The organism is Pseudomonas segetis (genome assembly GCF_900188155.1).
In the GTDB taxonomy this organism is placed as follows: domain Bacteria; phylum Pseudomonadota; class Gammaproteobacteria; order Pseudomonadales; family Pseudomonadaceae; genus Aquipseudomonas; species Aquipseudomonas segetis.
Map to the genome: position 1 here is coordinate 485,607 of NZ_FZOG01000003.1, position 23,019 is coordinate 508,625.

General features: G+C 56.8%; 22 protein-coding genes. 11 read left to right on the plus strand and 11 right to left on the minus strand.

The features are described 5' to 3' along the window. Positions 1–90: 90 nt before the first annotated feature. Positions 91–996: a LysR substrate-binding domain-containing protein gene (locus CHB79_RS13470; protein WP_089360278.1), complete on the minus strand. Its 906-nt coding sequence runs from the start codon at positions 994–996 to the stop codon at positions 91–93. Positions 997–1,153: 157 nt separating this feature from the next. On the opposite strand from CHB79_RS13470, the gene ycaC reads away from it, so the two are divergent. Further along, positions 1,154–1,783 carry an isochorismate family cysteine hydrolase YcaC gene (gene ycaC / locus CHB79_RS13475; protein ID WP_089360279.1) on the plus strand — a complete coding sequence of 210 codons (630 nt, stop codon included), beginning with the start codon at positions 1,154–1,156 and terminating at the stop codon, positions 1,781–1,783. A 193-nt stretch (positions 1,784–1,976) separates the two neighbouring features. After that, a complete protein-coding gene (locus CHB79_RS13480; RefSeq protein ID WP_089360280.1) occupies positions 1,977–2,429 on the plus strand; it encodes a RidA family protein in 453 nt (150 codons plus the stop codon). 424 nt (positions 2,430–2,853) lie between these two features. Here the strand turns inward: CHB79_RS13480 and CHB79_RS13485 are convergent, their stop codons facing one another. From CHB79_RS13485 to CHB79_RS13500, 4 genes are all read right to left on the minus strand, one after another. Next, complete coding sequence (locus CHB79_RS13485; RefSeq protein WP_010489404.1) at positions 2,854–3,201, minus strand: antibiotic biosynthesis monooxygenase family protein; 348 nt, start codon at positions 3,199–3,201, stop codon at positions 2,854–2,856. 29 nt (positions 3,202–3,230) lie between these two features. After that, positions 3,231–4,220: a zinc-dependent alcohol dehydrogenase family protein gene (locus CHB79_RS13490; protein ID WP_089360281.1), complete on the minus strand. Its 990-nt coding sequence runs from the start codon at positions 4,218–4,220 to the stop codon at positions 3,231–3,233. A gap of 153 nt (positions 4,221–4,373) precedes the next feature. Then, the gene (locus tag CHB79_RS13495) at positions 4,374–4,676 is read right to left on the minus strand and encodes an ArsR/SmtB family transcription factor (RefSeq protein ID WP_010489408.1); all 303 of its coding nucleotides are present in this window, start codon (positions 4,674–4,676) and stop codon (positions 4,374–4,376) included. Between the two features lie 475 nt (positions 4,677–5,151). Beyond that, on the minus strand, positions 5,152–6,834 hold the full coding sequence (locus CHB79_RS13500) for a 2-isopropylmalate synthase (protein WP_089360282.1): 1,683 nt from the start codon (positions 6,832–6,834) through the stop codon (positions 5,152–5,154). Between the two features lie 305 nt (positions 6,835–7,139). Between CHB79_RS13500 and CHB79_RS13505 the strand changes: the two genes are divergently transcribed. Then, on the plus strand, positions 7,140–7,904 hold the full coding sequence (locus CHB79_RS13505) for an AraC family transcriptional regulator (RefSeq protein WP_089360283.1): 765 nt from the start codon (positions 7,140–7,142) through the stop codon (positions 7,902–7,904). Between the two features lie 171 nt (positions 7,905–8,075). Here the strand turns inward: CHB79_RS13505 and CHB79_RS13510 are convergent, their stop codons facing one another. Then, positions 8,076–8,960, minus strand: a complete 885-nt coding sequence (locus CHB79_RS13510; RefSeq protein WP_089360284.1) for a LysR family transcriptional regulator — start codon at positions 8,958–8,960, stop codon at positions 8,076–8,078. A 152-nt stretch (positions 8,961–9,112) separates the two neighbouring features. Here CHB79_RS13510 and CHB79_RS13515 point away from each other — a divergent pair, with 152 nt between their 5' ends. The 3 genes from CHB79_RS13515 (at position 9,113) to CHB79_RS13525 (ending at position 11,664) form a co-directional block, all read left to right on the plus strand. Further along, positions 9,113–9,757: a hydrolase gene (locus tag CHB79_RS13515; protein WP_089360285.1), complete on the plus strand. Its 645-nt coding sequence runs from the start codon at positions 9,113–9,115 to the stop codon at positions 9,755–9,757. Positions 9,758–9,840: 83 nt separating this feature from the next. Then, the gene (locus CHB79_RS13520) at positions 9,841–10,857 is read left to right on the plus strand and encodes an alpha/beta hydrolase (protein ID WP_089360286.1); all 1,017 of its coding nucleotides are present in this window, start codon (positions 9,841–9,843) and stop codon (positions 10,855–10,857) included. Between the two features lie 333 nt (positions 10,858–11,190). After that, positions 11,191–11,664, plus strand: a complete 474-nt coding sequence (locus tag CHB79_RS13525; protein ID WP_089360287.1) for a MerR family transcriptional regulator — start codon at positions 11,191–11,193, stop codon at positions 11,662–11,664. Positions 11,665–11,679: 15 nt separating this feature from the next. Here the strand turns inward: CHB79_RS13525 and CHB79_RS13530 are convergent, their stop codons facing one another. Together CHB79_RS13530 and CHB79_RS13535 are read right to left on the minus strand one after the other, a co-directional pair. Further along, a complete protein-coding gene (locus tag CHB79_RS13530; RefSeq protein WP_089360288.1) occupies positions 11,680–12,684 on the minus strand; it encodes an acetoacetate decarboxylase (ADC) in 1,005 nt (334 codons plus the stop codon). Between the two features lie 160 nt (positions 12,685–12,844). Further along, positions 12,845–13,594 (minus strand): type 1 glutamine amidotransferase domain-containing protein, encoded by a 750-nt coding sequence (locus CHB79_RS13535; RefSeq protein ID WP_245851472.1) that lies wholly within the window; start codon positions 13,592–13,594, stop codon positions 12,845–12,847. A 245-nt stretch (positions 13,595–13,839) separates the two neighbouring features. Between CHB79_RS13535 and CHB79_RS13540 the strand changes: the two genes are divergently transcribed. Together CHB79_RS13540 and CHB79_RS13545 are read left to right on the plus strand one after the other, a co-directional pair. Next, positions 13,840–15,072, plus strand: a complete 1,233-nt coding sequence (locus CHB79_RS13540; protein ID WP_089360290.1) for an NADH:flavin oxidoreductase/NADH oxidase family protein — start codon at positions 13,840–13,842, stop codon at positions 15,070–15,072. Positions 15,073–15,161: 89 nt separating this feature from the next. Continuing rightward, on the plus strand, positions 15,162–16,058 hold the full coding sequence (locus tag CHB79_RS13545; protein ID WP_089360291.1) for a serine hydrolase domain-containing protein: 897 nt from the start codon (positions 15,162–15,164) through the stop codon (positions 16,056–16,058). 88 nt (positions 16,059–16,146) lie between these two features. Here the strand turns inward: CHB79_RS13545 and CHB79_RS13550 are convergent, their stop codons facing one another. Continuing rightward, positions 16,147–17,466 (minus strand): serine hydrolase domain-containing protein, encoded by a 1,320-nt coding sequence (locus tag CHB79_RS13550; protein ID WP_089360292.1) that lies wholly within the window; start codon positions 17,464–17,466, stop codon positions 16,147–16,149. Between the two features lie 398 nt (positions 17,467–17,864). Here CHB79_RS13550 and CHB79_RS13555 point away from each other — a divergent pair, with 398 nt between their 5' ends. Beyond that, positions 17,865–18,617: a class I SAM-dependent methyltransferase gene (locus tag CHB79_RS13555; RefSeq protein WP_089360293.1), complete on the plus strand. Its 753-nt coding sequence runs from the start codon at positions 17,865–17,867 to the stop codon at positions 18,615–18,617. A 4-nt stretch (positions 18,618–18,621) separates the two neighbouring features. Here CHB79_RS13555 and CHB79_RS13560 read toward each other — a convergent pair whose 3' ends face one another. Both CHB79_RS13560 and CHB79_RS13565 read right to left on the minus strand, forming a co-directional pair. Continuing rightward, positions 18,622–19,320: a hypothetical protein gene (locus CHB79_RS13560; RefSeq protein WP_010489427.1), complete on the minus strand. Its 699-nt coding sequence runs from the start codon at positions 19,318–19,320 to the stop codon at positions 18,622–18,624. A 240-nt stretch (positions 19,321–19,560) separates the two neighbouring features. After that, positions 19,561–20,925, minus strand: a complete 1,365-nt coding sequence (locus tag CHB79_RS13565) for a CYTH domain-containing protein (RefSeq protein ID WP_089360376.1) — start codon at positions 20,923–20,925, stop codon at positions 19,561–19,563. Positions 20,926–21,034: 109 nt separating this feature from the next. Here CHB79_RS13565 and CHB79_RS13570 point away from each other — a divergent pair, with 109 nt between their 5' ends. Both CHB79_RS13570 and CHB79_RS13575 read left to right on the plus strand, forming a co-directional pair. Continuing rightward, entirely contained in the window at positions 21,035–21,712 is a 678-nt protein-coding gene (locus CHB79_RS13570) for a TIGR00153 family protein (protein ID WP_010489430.1), read from the plus strand. Positions 21,713–21,750: 38 nt separating this feature from the next. After that, positions 21,751–23,019 carry an inorganic phosphate transporter gene (locus tag CHB79_RS13575; RefSeq protein ID WP_089360294.1) on the plus strand — a complete coding sequence of 423 codons (1,269 nt, stop codon included), beginning with the start codon at positions 21,751–21,753 and terminating at the stop codon, positions 23,017–23,019.

Consider the following 23,019-nt stretch of genomic DNA (forward strand, 5'->3'; position numbering starts at 1 on the left):
TAGCAGCTAACACTGTGTTAGATGCTCTCGTTGTAACTGGCAGCTCTCGGCCAAATGCAGGTATTTATGGCTGCCCACCGCTCTACTACATTACGCCATATCGCTCTGGCTAAACTCTTCGGCCAGGAAGTCGATCAGTGTGCGTACCGAGGGCAACAGGCCACGGCGCGACGGGAATATGGCGTGAACGATGCCGCACTTGGGCGCCCATCCCGGCAGCATCTCCACCAGCTTGCCAGCGGCCACGTCTTCGCGCACTGCCACCCAGGGCAGATGAACGATACCCAGACCGGCCAGTACGCCGTTGCGCAGGGCTTGCAGGTCGTCGGTTATCATCCGTGGCTGGTGCGCGATCACCTGCCGTCCATCGTCCGGGCCGAGTAGCTCCCACTGATAGTCCCGCCGTGACCCTCCCCAGTACAGGCTCGGCAAACGGCCCAGGTCCTCGGGCTTGAAGTTCTCTGGCAGCGAGGCCAGCAGGTCCGGGTGGCCGACCAGACACTGGGTACTGGCGCCCAGCACTTTCATTACCATGTCGGTGTTTTCCAGCGGCGGGAAGCGCACCCGCAAGGCCACGTCGAAACCTTCATGCAGCAGTTCTACCCGGCGGTTGGTGCTCTCGATGTACAGCTCCACCAGCGGGTACTTGAGCATGTAGCGGGTCAGCATTGGCCCGACCCAGGAATTGAGCAGCGTTGTCGGGCAGGCCAAGCGCACCATGCCGCGCGGCTCGGCGCGGTTGCGTTCGATTACCTCCGCCGCGCCTTCGGCCTCCACGCGCATGGCCAGACAGCGCTGGTAATACTCCTGGCCGATCTCGGTAAGCGACAGGTGCCGGCTGGTGCGATGCAGCAGGCGCACACCTAGGCGATCCTCGAGCTGGGCGATGCGCCGGCTGAGCTTGGATTTGGGCATCTCCAGCGCGCGTCCGGCTGCGGCGAAGCCGCCTTGTTCCACCACCTGGGTGAAGTAGTAGAGGCTGTTGAGGTCTTCCATAGATCGTTCCCCAAATAGAACGCTAGAGGCAATTTTCATAGTCTAGTGCATTAGTCGTCTCGAATTTAATATTTCTTCCATGCAGTGACGCACTGCAAGGCAAACCAAAATCACCGGCATAGCCGGAACCCACTGAAAGTAAATCGAGGACTTCACCATGACCAACGCCACTTACAACCGCCTGGACAAAGACAATGCTGTCGTTCTTCTGGTCGACCATCAGGCAGGCCTGCTCTCCCTGGTTCGTGACATCGATCCGGACAAGTTCAAGAACAACGTGCTGGCGCTGGCTGATATCGCCAAGTTTTTCAACCTGCCGACCATCCTCACCACCAGCTTCGAAACCGGCCCCAACGGCCCACTGGTACCGGAGCTGAAGCAAATGTTCCCGGATGCGCCGTACATCGCCCGCCCTGGCCAGATCAACGCCTGGGACAACGAAGACTTCGTCAAGGCGATCAAGGCCACCGGCAAGAAGCAGCTGATAATCGCCGGTGTGGTCACCGAAGTCTGTGTGGCGTTCCCGGCCCTGTCGGCCATCGAAGAAGGCTTCGACGTGTTCGTGGTGACCGACGCTTCCGGCACCTTCAACCAGATCAGCCGCGACTCGGCATGGCAGCGCATGACCCAGGCCGGCGCGCAACTGATGAACTGGTTTGCCGTAGCCTGTGAGCTGCACCGCGACTGGCGCAACGATGTGGAAGGTCTGGCCAAGATCTGCTCCGACCATATCCCGGACTATCGCAACCTGATCACCAGCTACACCGCTTTGACTGCGGGTAAGTGATCTTTCTGAGAGGCAGAGCCGGAGTTCAAATTAGGCTTCGGTTTGCCTCTTGGCATTGCAGCAGGCGCTAGCGCAGGTGCTCTCGGCGTCCGCGTTTCTCTGTGCCATTGAGCACAGATATGCAGTTTTTTCTTCGTGCTCTTGGCCATCATCCTGCGACCACGAAGCAACTTCCTTACATGGAGAATCTGTGATGGCAAACCAAGGTAACCTTCCAGCAAAGAAAACTGCTAGCTTCGGTGTCGCCTGGGAGGGGCTGTACGGCTATGTACAAGCCGTTCAGGTCAAGGACACAATCTATCTTTCAGGGCAGTTGAGCCATGATTCCAAAGGCGATCTCATCGCCCCCGCTGACCTGACTCCGGAGGGAAAACCTGCTGATTTTTCCGCGATGGAAGCGCAGATGCGGCAGACCTACAAGAACATCGTCGATTTGTTGGCGGAGTTTGGTGCGGGGCTGGAGCACGTGGTAGAGGAAACTCTTTTCGTGATCGACGTTCCAGCGGCGTTCGCTGCAGCCGGTAAGGTTCGCAAGGAGTTTTATGGCGCCGAAATTCCACAGGTTGCCAGCAATCTCATAGGCGTATCTGGCCTTGCGTTCCCACAGCAGCTGATCGAAATCACTATCCGTGCAGTGGTTGAGTAATTCAGCTTACGGACTGCTGCCAGCTCGAGCGTGCATCAAGCCCGGTTTGGGCCACGGTCATCGCCGAGCGTCCCAGCATTGAGCTAGAGCGCTTGTTCCATAAAAGGAAAAGGTGCTCAGCATAAAGGAACTCCGTGAATTTCAATTGCTGCTACATCAGGCCGTAAGTCAGTGTCCACTTTTTGGCCGACTCCTGCTTGATGCTAAAGACTCAAAGCGGCCAGAAGTGACCAATCGATCTAGTCCTGATCACTGCCTACTTGGCTAGACCGCAATAAAATCATCGCACACAACAGCTGAATTTGATCTGACAACCCTGTGTTCAAGCCTACAATTGTCAGATCAAATCGCGATCACTGCAAATTAGCCACATCAAGCTTGTACATTCCTTAGCGCGACCAATTGTTTAAAGCCATTAAACCGTCTAAGACGCTGGCAACGTCCTATCAAAGAAGCTGTGCCGATCACCATCTTCTCCCGTCGTAAAAGCGGCGCCCTCGATGTGGTAGACCGTCGGTTCTTCTGGGAAATATTGCTCTAAACGTGCCATGAACACCTGATGGTCTTCACTCGCTTCGAAGCCCTTGTGATCCTCAAGGGATTGCCAGCGCACAATCAGGTTGAATCGTTCGGGCGTCTCTATTCCTTGGGCGAGCATGTGCCCGCCGTAACCCTTTGCCCGCCTGAGCAAAGGCGTGACCTCTGCAAAGGCATGCTTGAAGTTTTCGATATGTTCTTTGTGAACTGGCAGCAAAGCGATTTCATAAATCATGGGACATCCTCTCAATTTGAGTTCAACGGTTAAACATTCGCGCTGACGAGATGAGCCTGTGGCTCGACTGCAATCGCGATTTTTCCCCGGAGACCGTTATTGCGGCTCTCCAGCAGAGCATGGGCGAGACCAATGTCTGCAAGGGAGTAGACCGCGCCTACATGGGGTCGCAACTGACCACGTTCGACCAATGCACTCAACTCATCGAGCTTGCCGCGGTTTTGTCTGGTGAAAACGAAGTGGTAACTGGCATTCTTACCCCAGGCCTGCACCAGGTTTTGTGGCTGGGCAATGTCTACAATCGAGACCACGCGGCCAAGTTGCGCGAGCGCGTCGGGGCTGCGCGACAATGTGTTGCCGCCGATGGTGTCGAACACCACATCGACCCCGTGGCCATCGGTTTCACGCAGGATGGCGTCGACGTAATCCTCTTTCTCGTAATCAATGACTACATCGGCCCCCAGGCTTCGGGCGAACTCAAAGTTTGCTTCGCGTACGGTGGTGAACACCTTGGCGCCCATGGCTTTTGCCACTTGGATCGCAACATGGCCGACGCCTCCCGCGCCGCCGTGGATCAAGATGCTCTCCCCAACTCTGAGTGCCGCTCGCACGACCAATGCTTCCCATGCTGTTCCGCCAACCAGGGTCAGGCTGGCTGCTTCGAGATGGCTCAGCGTCGATGGCTTCTTGCCGATAATGCTTTCGGCTGCAACGTGGTACTCGGCATAACTTCCAGGGCCGTCAAAAATTTGCGGGGTGTACCAGACTTCATCGCCAGGCACGAAATTCGTCACACCTGGCCCGACGGCTTCAACAACACCGGACACGTCATGCCCCGTAATGGCTGGCAGTGGCACATAGTCGGAATAGTCGCCACGTCGAACCTGGAAATCCAACGGATTGATAGAGGTTGCGTGTACCCGCACCAGAACTTCTCCTGCACTTGGCACTGGCTTGGGTACGTCACTTAGCTCGAATGATTCCGGTCCACCAAATGATTTAAGTATTTGCGCTTTCATTGTATATCCTTGTTTCGATAAAAAGAGATATCGAGATTTTTCGATATTAAAAAACGGAAAAATTTACGGACGTTCCTCTTGGCTCAGTTCATTTCTAATGTCCTCTTCGACAAAACGGAATATCGGGATTTATCGATATTTGATGATAAAAAATTACAGCTCCTTGCCTATGATCTCGGCAAGAGCACTTATGTTTGCTTCATTGCGCTTGTAGTAGGTCCATTGCCCGATGCGACGGACTTCAACTAGGCCCACTCGTTGCAGTGTCGCCAGGTAATCGGACACCGTCGATTGCGACAGGCCGACGCCTTCTTGAATGCTGCTTACACAAACCCCGACCGCATGAACGTCCCCTTCATCTTGTGGGGGGAAGTTTTTCTCCGGATCTTTCAACCCCTTGAGGATTTCAAGACGCGTGCGGTTGGAGAGGGCTTTGAATATTTCGATCAATTCCATGGGCTGGATAATATCGAGATTTACCGATATGTCAATGCGGTAATCAGCCGTCCGTCTGACATGCAATCCGAGAGTCGCTGCATTTAGGAGGCAGACATAGAAGCAGACCTTACAGCTGTAAGCCGCTTGTGAGGGGACGATCTGTACTCAATTCGCTCTCGTCTTTTGAGGTCCGTGCGCTGCAAGGCGTAGATACAACTGCAAGGGGCCAGAACTGGTTTACATGTCGTACCACGGGGCGTAGAGCAGTAAACAGCTGCACAAGGTGAAGAAGAGAAGCTGATGATCGAGCCACGGGACATTTTGCACACAGGCCCCCAGGGTGGTGAACGAACTGCTACGAACCACCCATGGATTTGATTCGGTGGTGCGGGCACTGCTTTTAGTGCTGGCGACATGCTACTTTCGGTCAGCGACGGACAATGTCTGCTGGCCGAAAGTGTCAGTGCTAGCGGGATAACTTCTTACGAAGTGATTAGCGGACGGCTAACTGCGCTGGGCCTCCTTCGAAGCGTGACACCGCAACGAGCAGTGCCTGGATTGACGCTGTCACGATGTTCGTGTGGCCACCGGCGCCGAATCGAGAGCCAGCCATGCCGGGCCAGGCCACTTCGACCAACGCAAGGGCCTGGGCTTGCGCGCCAGCACCCAAGCTGCGTTCTTCGTAGCCGTCGACGCGGATGGGCAGGCCGAGGGCGGCCACTGCCGCGTCGATCGGACCCTTGCCCACGCCACGCAGACTTTGTTGGTGGCCGTTGGATAGCTCGATTTCCAGTATCAGGGCCTGGCCAGCGTCGTCCTCGAACAGTTGATGGCCGACATAGACAAGATTTCCACCCGAGCGCGCTGGTGCCAGGTAGGTGCGCTGGAAGAGTTCCCAGAGCTCGCTGCTGGCTAGTTCTGTCTCGCTGCTGTCCGCTACTTTCTGCACGATAGCGCTGAACTCCACCTGCATCCGCCGTGGCATCAGCACGTTGTGGTCTCGCTGCAGAAGGTAGGCAATGCCACCTTTGCCTGACTGGCTGTTGACCCGCACGATACTGTCATAGGTGCGTCCGAGCTCCTTGGGGTCGATCGGCAGGTAGGGCACTTCCCAGAAACCCTTGGGGTCCTGTACGGCAAACCCCTTGGCGATGGCGTCTTGATGTGAGCCGGAGAAGGCGGTGAACACCAGGTCCCCGACATAGGGATGGCGCGGGTGGATTGGTAGTCCGGTGCAGGCCTCGGCAATTCGTGCCACTCCGGCGATATCGGAGAAGTCCAGGTGCGGGTCTATGCCTTGGGTGTAGAGGTTCAACGCCAGGGTTACCAAGTCGAGGTTGCCGCTGCGCTCGCCATTGCCGAACAGGCAGCCTTCCACGCGCTGGGCGCCTGCCAGCAGCGCCTGCTCGGCGCAGGCTACGCCAGTGCCGCGATCATTGTGTGGGTGAACCGATAGCACCACATGCTCGCGACGTTCCAGGCGCCGGTGCATCCACTCGATCTGGTCGGCAAAGACGTTTGGCGTCGCCACTTCCACAGTGGTTGGCAGGTTGATGATGATCGGCCGGTCGGGGCCGGCATCCCAGGTGCGGATGGCGGCGTTGCACATGCGCAGCGATACCTCCAACTCGGCCATGCAGAAAGTTTCCGGGGAGTATTGCAGCACCCACTCGGTCTCGGGGTGCGCGGCTACCTTCTCCTTGAGCAACTGCACGTGACGCATCACCAACTGCTCGATTTCGTCCACCGAGAGGCCGAAGACCACGCGCCGCCACACCGGGGCGATGGCGTTGTACAGGTGCACTATCACTCGCCGCGCGCCAGCTACGGCGCGCACGGTCTCGTCGATCAGGTCGTCTCGCAGCTGGGTCATGACCATGGGTGTGACGTCATCGGGAATACCATTCTCGTCGATCAACTGACGGATGATCTTGAAGTCGGTGCTTGAGGCAGCCGGAAAGCCCATCTCGATCTCCTTGAACCCCTGGCGCACCAGCTCGTTGAACAAGCGCAGCTTGCGCTCCCGGCTCATCGGCTCGAACAGCGCCTGGTTGCCGTCGCGCAGGTCGGTGGACAACCACACCGGCGCCTGAGTTAGGCGGCGCGAAGGCCAGCGGCGGTCAGGCAGGTCTATGACGGGGGAGGGGCGGTACCTGGTTTGTGGATTGCGGAGCATGGGCTGGGCCTCGAACGGGAAAACGGGTGGTATCGATCTCCCCTGTCCGCCATGGCGGTCTGCTTAAGGTCGGGATCTGGGGGAGATCGCAAGTCGCCGCCGCTCAGGCGGCAACAGACCCCGGCCGTAGCTCAGGGTTAGTAGCGTTAGTGAGGGTGGCGCAGCGTTCATGGCATGGTTCCGCAGAGACATGCGCCCAGTATAAGAAGCTGCAGGCCCGGATATTTACGGCAAATGGTCCATCGTTATCGCCAAATGGTCATTTCTGCGGCTAAGCTAGCCTGCCGCATGCCTTGGACTTGCCCATGGTCGACCACAGTTCTCTGTTCTACGATTCCCTGGCCATGCCAGTCACCGGTGTTGCGGTAGACTACCCCAGCGGCCATCAAGTGCCTGCCCACAGCCATCCCCGCGCGCAGTTGATCTATGCCATCTCCGGGGTGCTGGTGGTGGAGACCCCAGTGGGGCGATGGGTCATACCTCCGACCCGAGGCGTCTGGTTGCAGGCTGGTGTCGAGCACTCCCTGCGCATGCGCGGCACAGCCTGCATGCGCAGCCTGTTTGTCAACCCCGAGGCCATCGAAGGGCTGCCGGTGGGCAATTGCGTGATCGATGTGTCGCCACTGCTGCGAGAACTTATCCAGGCTGCTACTCAAGTGCCAGCGCAGTACCGGGCAGAAAGCCGGGACGGTCGCTTGATGCGTTTTCTACTGGACGAACTTCGCAGCCTTCCGGTATTGCCTTTCCACTTGCCTTGGCCGAACGACGAACGCATAGCCCAGGTCTGCCGCGCCCTGGAGCAGAATCCGGCGCAGGAGGGTGGTGCCGAGTATTGGGCGGAACAACTCGCGATGAGCCCGAAAACCTTCCACCGGCATTTTCTTCGCAGCACCGGCATCACCTTCGGTCGCTGGCGCCAACAGGCGCGCCTATTGCTCTCGCTGGAGGCCCTGGCCGAGGGCCTGCCGGTGCTGCAAGTGGCCCTGCAGCATGGCTATGACAGCCAGAGTGCCTTTGCAGCAGCGTTCCGCCGACAGTTCGGCGTTCCGCCTTCGAGCTTCTACAGCTGAGCCTGGAACAGGGCTCGGAATATTGTTGGTCAAGGAGCAATTGGAGACAGGTCGGTTTTATGAAGCCAACAGCTACCCGCTGTTGGCATATCGACAAAACAGGGGCTTGGTCGTGTCTGAAAACAGCAAGTCGGCATGCGATGACATGCCAGACTCTGGACTGCACTGGATCTAACCACGTAACTCCTGAACAAGAAAATCCAGAAACACCCGGGTTTTAAGTGGCACACGTTGCGCGCCGGGATAGACCGCATTGATGGAAATAGGAGGGGCTTGCCAGTCACACATCACGGCTACCAGGCGACCTTCTTCAAGCGCTTTTTCCACAATGAAGGTCGGCAATAGAGCAATGCCCATTCCCGCCTCGGCCGCCTGTGCTAGAAGATCCCCGTTATTGGCATGCAAGGGGCCAGTCACCAATACGTTCTGGGTTTCTCGACCATTGCTGAGTTGCAGGCTGACACCACCTTGCAGGTAGCCGTAGTTCAGGCATTGGTGCGTGGCCAGGTCGCGCGGCACCTTGGGTATTCCATTAGCCTGCAGGTAGCAGGGGGACGCTACCAGTACGCGCGGCGCGGGTGCCAGGTGCCGAGCCACGAAAGACGAGTCTGCCAGGCTGGCGATGCGGATAGTCACATCAAAACCGCCCTTTACCGGATCGACTTGCTGGTCGCTGAACACCAGTTGCAACTCGACCTTGGGATGCAGTTGATAAAACTTGGGAATCAACGGCCCTAGCCGACACAGGCCGAACGACATGGGCGCATTGATCCTCAGCACGCCCTGGGTTTCAGCCAGCCCGCTGCGGGCCCGTTGTTCTGCTTCCTCCAGTGAGGCGAGCAGCTCGCGGCAGGCATCGTAGTAATCACTGCCGGCCTCCGTCAGATGCAAGCTGCGAGTGGTACGCAGTAGCAGTTGCACGCCGAGTGAGGACTCCAGCGCTTGGATCTGCTTGCTGACTTTTGAGCGAGGTACCCCAAGCATTCGGGCTGCTGCCGCAAAACCGTTGGCGTTGACTGTAGCTACGAAAGTGCGCATGCAATCTATGCGGTCCAATATTGTCCCCAATTTGGAATCAATGATTCTCGATTTTATGGGATTGTCCCTTATTAAGGCGAGCCCTAAAGTGGCATCCACAGCGCCGGTACAGGCCAGCGCCAAACGACGGCACTACTAATCAGAACCACATGCCTTGGAAGGAAACGCCCATGTCTAACCGCGAACTGCTCAACCCGACCAATTCTGCCCTGATCCTGATCGACCACCAGCCACAAATGGCATTTGGCGTGCAGTCCATTGACCGCCAGACCTTGAAAAACAACACGGTCGGCCTGGCCAAGGCCGCCAAAATCTTCAACGTACCTACCATTTTTACCTCGGTGGAAACGCAAAGCTTCAGTGGCTACATCTGGCCGGAGCTGCTCTCGGTATTCCCGGAGCAACAGCCGATCGAGCGCACTTCAATGAACTCCTGGGAGGACAAGAAACTGGTGGAAGCCGTCAAGGCAACCGGGCGCAAGAAGCTGATCATCGCGGCGCTCTGGACTGAAGTGTGCTTGACTTTCCCGGCGCTTGAAGCTCTGGCGGAAGGCTACGAGGTGTACATCGTGACCGATGCCTCGGGTGGCACGACCAAAGAGGCCCACGATATGTCTGTCATGCGCATGGTGCAGGCAGGCGCGATCCCTGTGACCTGGCAGCAAGTGCTGCTCGAATACCAGCGCGACTGGGCTCACAAAGATACCTATGAGGCCGTGATGGGCCTGGTGCTTGAACACAGCGGTGCATATGGCATGGGTGTCGATTACGCCTACACCATGGTGCACAAGGCACCTCAGCGCACCGTTTCCTGATCTTTTCATTTGATGGCATCGCAACTCTTCAGACTGGTCGCGATGCCTTTTTCAGTCGAACCCTTACTTGAATGGATATAATTATGAACGCCTTGAAAAATAGCCTGACCGCTTTGACACTCGCTGTTTCCCTTGGCAGCGCCTACGCTGCTGAACCTGTTGCAGAACATCATACCCAGGCATTTCTCGATGCTCTGGCCGCCGGTGGCGGAACGCCAATCGAACAGTTGAGCCCGAAGCAGGCCCGAGCCGTTCTGACTGGCGCACAGACGTCAGTAAAGGTTGATCTTTCCGGCACCGAGGTTAGCGAACGCACCATCACGGCAGATGGCAAGACGATCAGGCTGACCATCGTGCGCCCCGAAAAACAGGCCGGCGAGCTGCCTGCTTTCATGTTCTTCCATGGCGGTGGATGGGTGCTGGGCGACTACCCGACCCATGCTCGCCTGATTCGTGATCTGGTGGTCGGCTCTGGTGCCGTAGCTGTATATGTCGACTATACGCCGTCGCCTGAGGCGAAATATCCAACCGCCATCAACCAGGCCTACTCTGCAACGCGCTGGGTGGCGGAGAACGGCAAGGAAATCGGTGTCGATGGTAGCCGCCTGGCGGTCGCAGGCAATAGCGTTGGTGGCAACATGGCAGCGGTTGTCAGCTTGATGGCCAAGGAGCGCAAGGCCCCCGAGTTGCGTTTTCAGCTTCTGCTCTGGCCGGTTACGGATGCCAATTTTGAAACCGCTTCGTATCGCCAGTACAGCGAGGGGCATTTCCTCACAACTGGGATGATGAAGTGGTTCTGGGATAACTACACCACTGATCCAAAGCAACGTGCCGACATCCATGCCTCACCGCTGCGCGCGACATCAGAGCAACTCAAAGGGCTGCCGCCAGCCTTGATCCAGACTGCCGGTCTAGATGTACTGCGTGACGAAGGCGAAGCCTATGCACAAAAGCTGGATGCGGCTGGTGTCGATGTCACTGCGGTGCGCTATAACGGAATGATCCACGATTACGGGCTGCTTAACCCTCTGAGCGATATTCCTGAGGTCAAGGCAGCAATGCGCCAAGCTGCCGGTGAACTGAAGGCCCACCTGAACTGACGGGCCAATGACCTCTCAGCGGTGGTGTTTCCCGCCGCTGGAAGTGGCTCATCTGCAGCGACATAAAGCCAAAGCCCGGCATTGCCGGGCTTTGTCATGCCAAGCGTTTGTCCGTCTCGTATGAGGGGCGGTTATCTCCGGGTTTGGTAATTTTTCTGTTCGCCGTAGTTATTGCCCATTAGCGACGCGCATAGATCGGTCCAGGCCTTGGTTACCGGCTTGTCGCGGACCTAGCCTGATCAGGTTTTAAGCATTCTGCTTCGCAAACCTTTGGCTGGCTACTGGCTTTAGGTTTAAAGTCAGGATTAAGGTTAATAGCTTTCTGGGTGAGATATGAGAATAGGTGAACTGGCGAAAATCAGCGGCTTGGCGCCTTCACGCATTCGCTTCTACGAGGCCAGCGGCCTGATCAAGTCCGTCGAGCGCAAAGCCAATGGCTATAGGGATTACGCGCCTGATACCGAGTGGGTTTTGCAAATCATTACCGGCGCTCAGGCCGCAGGTTTTTCATTGGAAGAGATCCGGCAGTTAATGCCGATGAATGCCAATGGCTGGCAGCACGATGAGTTGCTTGATGGGCTTAAGCAAAAGGTTGGGGAAATCGAAATCCTGCAGCAACGGCTTGCCCAGAACAAAGCCCAGCTTCTGCTGGTCATCAAGGGTATCGAGGCTAAGCCCGAGGGCATGGCCTGTGCGGACAATGCGCAGATGTTGTTGCATCGCCTGCGTGATGAAGCTGGGGCTTCAGGCCGGGGTGATGCTGTCGCTGCCAAGGGTAAATCCGCCCGCCAGGTTTCCAAGGCCTGACGGGCACAACAGATCCTAGGGCTCGCCAACCAGGGTTGCCAGTGGTTGCGGCGCGTAGAGCGCGCTCTGGAACTCAGGTACGTATTCGTACTTCATCAGCTTGCCTAGTTTCAGGGTGCGGATGTAGTTCGACAGGCTGCCGTCGCCCAATGTAAGGGTGGCCGAATCCGCACTGCTGCTCGAGCCATGGCTAAGCTGGCGGGAAACGGCATATCCGTAGGCCAACTGGCCTTGGTGATCCAGGTTGGTGAAGCTGCTTGTGACGATATCGATATCACGCGATAGATCGTCGAGCTTCTTCGCTGTGAAGGACAGATCCACTTTTCCGGTCTGGCTGTCGGTGATGGCATAGACCACAGACTGGGCATCCTCCTTGCGCTCAATCTCGGTCAACCATTTCGGCAGGTTGTAACCGACAACGCCGCGCACCCGCGCAAGCTCTGTGTTGACCGGCAATTTGAGTACATAACCCCAGAAGTCGCCAGACATCGACTGACCGACCAGTGTCAGCGGACCCAGGTTGGAGTGGCCGGGCTTGTTGGTGATGATGGACAACGCGATTTCGTTATAGGTGTCGTTATCGCAATGTTCGTAGTGGTACGCGGTAAAGGCGATCAAGCCACGACCTGGCCAGATCTGCAGGGGTTGCACGCTGTCCAGTACTTCAGCTGGCATCAGTGCTCTAAGCCTGTCCAGATCTGCCGTATAGACAGCCGTGACGCGACTGTTCTGGTAGTAAAAGTTGGGTGAGTAGGATTCAAAGCCGATATCAACCTTGTTCTTCTCCAGCCCTTTGAACCAGCTCAGGTCGACGCCCGGTACTTCAGTTGCAATCACCGACAGCGGTGGGTTGGAGCGGAAGCGGTCGTACAGCCCGCCCTTGACGACGGGCACCTGGTGACCTGCGATATCGATCAGGGTCGTGTCGCTTTGGCTGGGCATTCCCGGCGTCTGCGCCAACGCATGGCTGGTAATGGTGCTGAACAGCAATCCTGTTAAAACGATGCTTGTGAATTTCAATCTGTGTCTCTCCAAGTCGAGTGCATCTGCTTGATGGCGTCGGCCAGGGCCACATTCAGAAAAGCGGCTTGAAATAACCTTAACGTTAAACTTAAGTTTAAGGTCAAGCGTAAAAACAGAGGCAGCTCGCGCGTGGGTTTTCAGCAGGTATGAAGAGCCGTCAGCGTATTGCCCTGTCTGCGGCAAGCTGGCTTACCACCGCTTCGGCTACTGCTTTTGGCGATTGAGGGTTTTGTCCCGTTACGAGCCTGCCGTCGGTGATGACAAATGAAGTGAAGGGCAGCCAGTTCTTGCGATAGAGCGCACCCTGGCTCACCAGTGTGCTCTCGAGGAAAAAGGGCACTTGGTTGTTCATGCCTGAAAGGCGCTCCTCCAGATTGGAGAATCCGGTGAGACTCTTGCCCTTGACGATCAACTGGCCTTGCTCATCCCTTAGCTCAAGCAGGCCTGCTACGCCATGACAGACAGCCGATACAATGCCACCCCGGTTGTAGATGGTTTCAGCGGCGCGCCGCAGATCTGGATTTTTCGGGAAATCCCACATCACGCCATGGCCTCCGGTGAAATAGATGGCGCTAAACCGCGCCGGGTCGATATCGGCAATAGGTAGTGTGTTTTGCAAGCGGGCGCGAAAGGCCGGGGACTGCAAGTGCTTGCGGGCAGCCTTATCCATGTAGAGCCAGCCAAGGCTGCGCTCATCCAGTGGAACCGCGCCACCCTTTGGGCTGGCAAACACCGTTGTGTAGCCGGCCGCCTCCACCACATCGGTGAAGTGCGTCAATTCGGTCAGCCACAGCCCCGTGGTGTCGGCTCGCGACGGATAGCTGGCGTGATTGGTCATGATCACCAGTATCTGGCGATCCTCCACAATTGCGGTTGAAACATTGGGTTCAGCCTTTGCAAAAGTCATGAAAGCACCGCCTATCAATATCCAGGTACAGGAAACAAGGGTCTTGAGCATCATTCAGGCTCGGTTCGTTGTGCGGGTCCTTCATGCTCAGCTTAAACCTCGCTTTAAGGTCAACCCCTTTGTTGCTGCTGCGCCTGGCTAATTCGTCGACGCTTCTCGGTGAGGGTCAAATAACATCAAAAAGACATTGACCTTAAAGTTCACTTCAATCTTAAAGTGATTCCATGTCAATTGAGGATCGCCCCATGAATGTGTTCGACACCCTGCAACTTCCCAATGGTTCGACTATCAAGAACCGCATCGCCAAAGCTGCCATGGAAGAGAACATGGCGGACCTGGAGCAAGCGCCATCCGAAGCACTGATGCGCCTTTATCAAGCCTGGGCCGACGGTGGGGCGGGGCTGATCATCACCGGCAATGTGATGGTCGACGGCCGCGCCATGACTGGGCCGGGCGGTGTGGTACTGCAGGATGAGCAACAACTGGAGAAGTTCAGACGCTGGGCGCGAATCGGTCGATCAGGTGGAGCTCAGTTCTGGTTGCAGATTAATCATCCAGGCCGGCAGATGCAGGCAAATCTCGGGCAAAAGACCTGGGCGCCGTCGGCGATACCCCTGAGTCTGGGCAAGCTTTCTAAACGATTCGCCACACCTCATGCGATGAGCCAAAGCGTGATTGAAGAGGTGATTCAGCGTTTTGCCAATACTGCCCGTCTTGGCGAGCAAGCCGGTTTCACTGGTGTGGAAATCCACGCTGCCCATGGTTATTTATTGAGCCAGTTCCTTTCGCCTCTGACCAATCAAAGAACCGACGACTGGGGCGGCTCCCTGGAAAACCGGGCGCGTTTGCTGGTCGAGATTGTCAAGGCGGTCAGGGCCGTGGTTTCTATGGATTTCGCGGTGGCGGTCAAGCTCAATTCGGCCGATTTCCAGCGGGGTGGATTCACCGCCGATGACGCCAAGAAGGTGGTTGGATTACTTAACGACCTGGCTGTGGACCTTGTGGAATTATCTGGCGGCAGTTATGAAGTCCCTGCAATGCAGGGCGAGGCGCGTGATGGCAATACTCTGGCTCGCGAGGCCTACTTTGTAGAGTTCGCGCGTGACATCCAGACCGTGGCCAGAATGCCCATAATGGTCACCGGAGGCATACGGCGGCGCCCGGTTGCCGAAATGGTCGTCCAAAGCGGCGTCGAGATGGTGGGTATCGGGACTGCATTGGCCATTGATCCGTACCTGCCCCGTGATTGGTTCCAGGGTAAGGATAACGCTCCGCAATTGCCGCCGATCACCTGGAAAAACAAAACCGTTGCGTCTTTGGCGAACATGGCGGTCGTCAAGTTTCAATTGCTCAAACTCAGTCGCGACAAGAAAACCCACCCGAATGTGTCACCGCTGCGCGCGCTTGTCCTGCAACAGCTCGCAGCGATCTTTCGCACTCGTCAATATCGAAACTGGGTAGAAAAGCGTCCCATGTGAGTCGATGTTGATTTCAATCGCTCTTGGATTCGAGCACGCGTGGCCTAATGAGATATCTTGTCGGGCCGCTCAACCCTCCAAGGAAGCCAATGCTGAGTTCACTGGTAGTTAATGGTCAGCTCCTCACCAATGATCGGCCAGAGCCGGTGGTGCCCTGGTGGAGTTTTACTAAAACAGTCCTGGCAGCCACAGCCTTGACGCTGGTGCGTGATGGGCTGGTGGGCCTGGACGACAGAGTCGCTGGCCAACCTTTTACCTTGCGCCAGCTACTGCGGCATGAGGCCGGGCTCGCCGATTATGGCGAGCTTGCGGAGTATCACGCAGCCGTTGCCAATAATGAGCCAGCATGGTCGGCGGATGAAATGATGCAGCGCCTTGATGGGGCTCGGCTTCGATACAGCCCCGGAACCGGCTGGCGTTACTCGAACCTTGGCTACTTGCTTGTCGGTCGGCTTATTGAACGGCTGACTGACCTGACGCTTGATGATGCAGTGACTCAACGGGCGCTCATCCCTTTGGGCCTGATGAATGTTCGCTTTGCCAAAACGCGAGCAGATTTACAAAGCACCCATTTGGGACGTGCCGATTATGATCCCGCGTGGGTCTACCATGGCGTGCTGCTTGGCCCGGTTTCGCAAGCTGCGTTATTTCTGGACCGGCTCTTCGCTGGAGATCTTCTGTCCATGGAGTTGCTTCAGCAAATGCAGGGCGCACGAGTATTGGGCGGTCCGATTCCCGGGCGGCCATGGATCACGCCGGGCTATGGCCTTGGTGTAATGCAGGGCTCAATTGATGGCGGCCATTCCCTATGTGGGCACACAGGTTGCGGGCCAGGCAGCGTCATTGCCGCCTACCGTATCAGCCACGGGGACGCTTCGGCCTGCTGTGCCGTGTTTGAGGCGGGCGCCAGTGAAGGGGCTGTGGAGTTTCAGGTTGTCGAGCGGCTGATGCAAGTCTTGCGGCAGAAGGGGGCTGAAAGCGTCTAGACCTGTTTGCGTCCCCTCCCGCTTGCTCGGCCTGTGCCAGATGCCTGGCCAGCGGCTGCAGGGCCGCTGGCCAATCAAGGGGAACACCTTACTTGTCGCTGGCCATCAGCAAGTTGGCTAGGGCCGTGTAGGCTGGCAGTGAAGTCGGATCGATCCGTGAGTTAGTCGCCACCGGATAGGAAGCAAAGCGGGCAATCACCATTTCGGCCTTGGGGTCCACATAGATGGTTTGGCCGTAGATACCACGCGCGGTAAATACCTGGTGGTCGTTGCTGGCGACCCACCACATATTGCGGTAGCTCCAGCCGGGCAAGGTTTTGTAGCCTGCCTTGGCAAATTGGCTCTGGTCCCCGCCCTTGCGGATATCGGCAACCACGCTTTCGGGGATGATCTGCTGGCCGTTGAAGTGGCCATTGAGGCGCATGGCTTCGCCGAAGCGGGCCATATCCCGCAGGCTGGCATTGAAACCACCGCCGGCAAAGCCAGTGCCCACTTCATCAACCATGAGATAGGCGTCCTGTTCTGCACCCAGTTTGCTCCAGATCCGCTCTTGCAGCAGTTCGGCAAAGGGTTTGCCCGTTGCCCGCTGAACCACCCAGGCCAGGGCGTCGGAGTTGACGGTCTTGTAGGCAAACGCCTGGCCGTGCTCGCCTTCGACCTTGAGTTTTTGCAAGAAGGCGTACAGCGAAGTGGCGCCAGTGTAGCCGGCAGGACGCGGGATCAGATGCCCAGCTCGGCCGTATTCCCAAACCCCGGCCTTGGGGTCGGCATAGTCTTCGGAGTAATCGATGCTGGTGGTCATGTCCATCACTTGGCGCACGGTGGCATTGCCAAAAGCGCTGTCCTTGAGTTCCGGTACATAGCGTGACACCTGCGCGTTTTCGTCCAGGGTTCCGTCGGCAACCAGCATCGCCGCCAGGGTGCCGATAAAGGATTTGGTCACGGAAAAGGCAATGTGCTGGCCTTCAGGTTTTAGCGCGCCAAAGTAGCGTTCGTACACCCGTTTTCCACGATGCAACACCACGATGCCATCGGTGTAGTTGGCCGCGAGCGATTGTTCCCACGTCATGGGTTTGTCGCTGCCTATGGGGGTGAACGTCAGGCTGTCGATATCGTCTCGTTCCGCGCGGGGTAAAGCGCTGATTGCGCCACTGCCGCGGGACACCTGCACCGTAGGCACTACTTCACGGATATGGGAGAACGACCAGCGAGTGAAAGGAAATTGCAGGAAATTGGAGAAATTCACCACTTTTTCTGCTGCTGGCGGTATGCCTTGCATCAAGCCCAGCTGTTGTGGGGTGCTGGCTTTTGCATCCAGCGGCGTAGTTTCGGTGGCAGCAGAGATAGTCTGGTTTATCAGTAAACCGCCTATCAGACTCAACAACAGCGAATTGCGTTTAAAACTCATACAGGCTTCCCTTTGGCAGTTTTCGTTCGGCGCTATGCGGTGATCGATTGCTTTCGCTTGAACAAGGCTTTGAGCGCTAGCACCTACTTGAACAGTCTTATTGTTGTCCGGAGATCCATGTGCAAGGTTCGCATGCACTTACTCCCAGGCACAGCCAGTCTCCCAGACCGAACAGCTCCGCGCTACCAGCAATGAAGATGAGATAGTCCGTGGTTGTGAAGCCCTTGATCGTTCGCTCTAACCCGAGTGATCAGTCTCCAGTGTCGGCTGCCCAGGTTCGTGCGGGCTGTTTTGAAGATCGACATGGCATTCCTTTTGGGAATGCATATTATAAAATTAATGAATTTTTATTATTTCATGATGTGGCGTAGCTTGAGTCAAGGACATGGAGAACTGCCTTGAAATCATCGCCGTTGAACTCAGCTGAAAAATTCGATAGCTCACGCGCCAACGAATATGCCCGCCAGAGCCGCATTGCGCTCGCGGGTTACGACGCCTGCCAGGACTTGGCGGCTTGCATGCTGGCGGCAAGCCTGGGTAACGCCCAGCCCGCGAATATATTGGTCGTGGGGGCTGGCGGCACGGCGCAGGAGATTATTGCGATGGCGTCGCTGGAGCCGGATTGGCGTTTCACCGCTGTTGATCCGTCCGCGCCTATGCTGGAGGCCGCAGCGCAGCAGTTGAAGGCCAATAATCTGCTTGAAAGAACGAGCCTGCATCTTGGGCATGTTGACGATCTGGGCGCAGACCAGGCGTATGACGCTGCAACCTTGATCGGCGTGCTTCATCATCTTGAGGGTGACAATGCGAAGCGCCAGATCCTGCAGTCAATCCGGGCTCACCTGAAACCGGGTGCGCCGCTGATAGTCGCGGGCAATCACTATGCCTATGCCAGCCAACCCCTACTGCTTGCCGCCTGGGGGCAACGCTGGCGACAGCATGGTGCCAGCGCCGATGAAGTGAAGGCCAAGCTCGGGAAAATCCTGCAAGGCGCTGACCCTCCGCACTCCGAAGCGGCCGTGCAACAGCTCCTGCATGATGCCGGGTTTGGCGATGCGACCCGCTTTTTCAGTAGCCTGTTCTGGAGCGCCTGGTTGACTTGCAAGGGTGCATTGAGCCGGCCATCTACTCCAAGCGAGCATCGAGCTTAAGTAATTACTCCATTAAGTCTTCGACCAGGTATCGGTCGACAATTTGCGCAATCCCTGTCAATGCGGTACGAATTAATTCCGGTTCTGTGCGGTAGCGTAACGGCGTGTATCCATAAGTGTTGGCGCCGTTGAACGCCGTGATCGGCTCACTGCGTTGCCAGATCAGTTCATTCCCGCGTGTCATTACACCGGTTACGATGATCGTGGGATAGACCACGCTGCTGAACCCTTGGGTCAGGGAAAATCCCCAGCTTGTAACAGTTAGCTGAATCTCTGCATCAGCCTGCACAGTGTCATCGACGACCTTGAAATGATTCTTTGCGGCTAGTTGTTCCTCGAAGCTGTTTTTTACCAGCTCCCCTAAGTCGATATCAGACGACTCCATGTTGTAAAGGATTGCGTCGACGGTCGACATCGATGCAAGTTTGCCAGCCTGCATACCTGCTGCAAAGCCTGCTCCGCTTAGAGCGGATGTGGCCAGGTTCGATGCCCCAGATGCCATACCTATACCTGCACCGACGCCTGCACCCAATGCTGCGCCCAAGGCTTGCTCGCGCCCTAGATAGCTTATCTCGGTGGGTTTCCACAAGACGGGAAGCACCTTGACCGTATTGATCTGGGAGCGGTACTCCTGTTTGAACTTCTGGTTGGTACACCCTGTAAAGAGCAGAACAGCCAATAACAGAACGATGACTCTTTTCATTAGCGACCCAGGATTTAAGGATTATGACCTTGTTATCGTCAGCGCCAGTGGTTTCTGAAGATTTTTGCTGTTCACTCAGCAAGCGCAAAACGCTGCGCCCTAAGCTATAAACCCTATGCGCCAGCGGCTTTGGGCGCCAATGATTTTCATTTTGCGCCAGCGGTGATTTTCGCGGCGCTAGTTGATTCGCCACCGCGCCCGTTGCAGGCGCGGCTTGTCAGTGTTTGCAGCGGGCGCCGCTTATTTAACCAGTTGGCGCCAGGATTTTAGGCTGGCAACGGATATGGCTTGGGCTTTACGGGCATTGAGGCATTCTTCGTCGATGTCCCGCTGGGCCAATTCGCTGAGCTTGCTCAGTTCGCCGTACAGACGGTCAACTTCGGCAACGTCCAAGGTGCTGCGCGCCATCCGCAGCCATGCCAGCAGGCGTTCGATGCGCGGCAGTTGCTCCGCCAGGTCTTCTGGTTGCTGTTGATAGCGCTTGAGTTGCAGGCTGGCGCCTTCTTCGGCGATCAGGGTTGGCAGCCAGTTGGCCAGTGGCGCGGCGCCTTGGCGATTACCACGGTTGTTGCGTTCAACCGTCCAGCTACGGGCCAACAGCCAGCGCGACAGGTTCAGCGATAACTGGCCCCAACGCTGGTTGTTGAGCTCTTCGGCAAACTGGGCTGGTGCGCTTGTGCGGGCTGCTTCATCCCACTGACCGGCGTGCAGGCGTGGGCGCCAGTCGTTCAGCAAGCTGTCGAGTATCTGGCGCAGGTCGCTGCTGCTGGCGCGTGGCGCCGCTTGGCCCAGGCTGCCGAGCAGGGCGCGCAGGTCGACCAGTTGTTCAAGCCAGTCGTTGAGCAGGCGCCAATGACCATTGAAGCGGTATTGCTCGGCCAGGCGCTGGCTGCTGGCGAGCAGGTGCCAGGCAATCGCACTAAAGGCATCATCAAGGCTCATTTCGCCCTTGAGTTCAGGGGCGGGCAAGCTCAGCGAGTAGCTGGCGGCATCGAATAAACGATAGCCGCGCTCGGCCTTGCTGATGTCGCAGGGCATCAAGGGCAGGTCTGCTGCAAGTTCAACTGCCAGTTCGAGCAGTGCCTCTGGCTCGCCTTGGCGCAGTTCGAGTTCCAGCTCGCAGATTTCTTCTTCTTTACCGTCGGCAATGACTTTACCGAGGTCCAGGGCGGCCTCGATGACCACTTTGCTTTTGCCACGGCCCCAGGCGATATCGGCCTTCTGGCGAGTAAAGTCAGTGGTGAAAATGGGTTTTAGCTGTTTTTTGTCGAGTTCGGCCAGCGCGGACGGCCAGCAGTTGTCATCCAGCTTTTTCAGATCAAGCTTGGCTTTGGTCAGGTGCCAGTCCCATTCATTGCGTTCCGACAGACCGGCTACACTTTGGCCACGGGTCTTGAGGGTTTGAATGATGGCTTCACCGTCTCGGCGCAAGCGTAAAGCGACCTTTGCTTGAGTCAGGTCACGAGCCGGGGTATCAAAATATTGATTTAATAGCTCATGTTGCTCCCAGCCAGCTTTATTGCGCTTTTTCAGCAAGGGGTGAGCCCGCAGGGCTTCAAGGGTTTCGCGGCTGACACGTAACTTAATTTCTGTTTCTTTGAGCATGATGGTGCGTTTTACGCCTAGTATAATTTGTGACAGTCCGATGACCGTGCTGGCGAGCATAAGGTGCGATCCGTATACTTGCCGCCTTCTTTAATCAGGGGTCCACCCTATGCCAATCAATCCGTTTGTAAGCCTGTTCGGTCGTTCACCCATCGGCCCTATGCAGCAACATATCGCCAAAGCCCACGAATGCGCGGCGAACCTTGTACCTTTTTTCGAAGCCGTTATGGCTGAAGACTGGGACAAGGTAGAACAGGTACAACAGGAAATGGCGCGGCTTGAAAACGAAGCCGACAAGCTCAAAAAGAGCGTGCGCTTGCACTTGCCGAAAAACTTATTCCTGCCTGTGCCCCGTTCGGATCTGCTTGAACTGCTCAGTGTACAGGACAAAATCGCTAACCGGGCCAAGGACATTGCAGGCTTGATGCTTGGCCGGCGCATGACCATTGCCGCATCGCTGCAGCCCGAGATGCGCACTTATGTGCAGCGCTGTGTAGATGCCAGTGCCCAGGCGCTCAAGGCGATGAAAGAACTCGACTCGTTGCTCGAGGCCGGTTTCGGTGGCCGCGAGGCGACCCTGGTTGAGTCAATGGTCATGGAGCTTGAAGAAATCGAGCGCGAGACAGACGTGATGCAAGTGTCTGTTCGTCGTGCGCTGTTCAAACTGGAAAAGGATCTTCCTGCGGTCGATGTCATGTTCCTCTACAAAGTTATCGAGTGGCTCGGCGATGTAGCCGACCGCGCTGAACGTGTAGGTAACCGACTGGAACAACTGCTGGCGCGCTAAGCGTTAGTACTCTTTCTAGGAATGACGGAAATTTATTTATGTCTTTGATTGCGGACTACGGCTTCGTGCTACTTGTCCTTGCCTGCCTTTTCGGTTTTTTCATGGCCTGGGGCGTCGGCGCGAACGATGTTGCCAATGCCATGGGGACCTCGGTCGGTTCACGTGCCCTGACCATTAAACAAGCGATTTTCGTCGCCATGATCTTCGAGTTCGCCGGTGCCTACCTGGCAGGCGGGCAGGTAACCGAAACCATCAAGAGCGGGATTGTCGATGCATCGATGATCAGCCCCGGGTTGATGGTGCTTGGAATGATGTCCGCCTTGCTGGCGGCGGGCACCTGGCTGCTGGTGGCTTCGACCAAGGGCTGGCCGGTTTCGACGACTCATTCGATTGTCGGCGCGGTTATTGGCTTTGCCGCTGTTGGTGTGTCCTTTGATGCCGTGCATTGGTCTGGCGTGATGCCGATCGTGGCCAGTTGGGTCGTGTCGCCGGTGTTGTCAGGCGTGGTCGCATTCGGTGTGTTCATGAGCGTGCAGAAACTGATCATCGACACGGATGAGCCCTTTGCCAACGCCAAGCGCTTTGTCCCGCTGTATATGTTCGCCACTGGCTTTATGGTCTCGATCATGACCATGACCAAGGGCCTCAAGCACATCGGCCTGAACCTCACCGCGGGTGAAGGCTTTATGCTTTCGGTCGCTGTCGGCGCGGTGGTAATGATCTTGGGCATCATCTTGCTCAGTCGGATCAAGATTGACGTTGAAGCCGATAAAGACTTCCACTTTGCCAGTGTTGAGAAAGTGTTCGCGGTGTTGATGATCTTTACCGCTTGCTCCATGGCATTCGCCCACGGCTCCAACGATGTGGCCAACGCCGTTGGCCCGCTGGCCGCCATTGTCGGGGTGATCAACTCCGGCGGAGAAATGGTTGGTGCCAAGGCTGCGCTGCCAAGCTGGGTGTTGCTGCTTGGGGCGGTGGGCATCGTTATCGGCCTGGCGACCTACGGCTACAAGGTTATCGCCACCATCGGCAAAGAAATCACCGAACTGACGCCAAGCCGTGGCTTTGCTGCTGAACTGGCCACTGCAACCACAGTGGTGGGCGCTTCGGCCATAGGCCTGCCAGTATCGACCACTCATACCTTGGTCGGTGCGGTTCTGGGTGTTGGTATCGCCCGGGGTATCGGCGCATTGAACCTGGGCGTGATAGGCAAGATCTTCATGTCCTGGCTGATCACCTTGCCGGTTGGTGCCGCGCTGTCGATTTTCTTCTTCTTTATCCTGCGCGCGATTTTTGGCGGCGCTTGA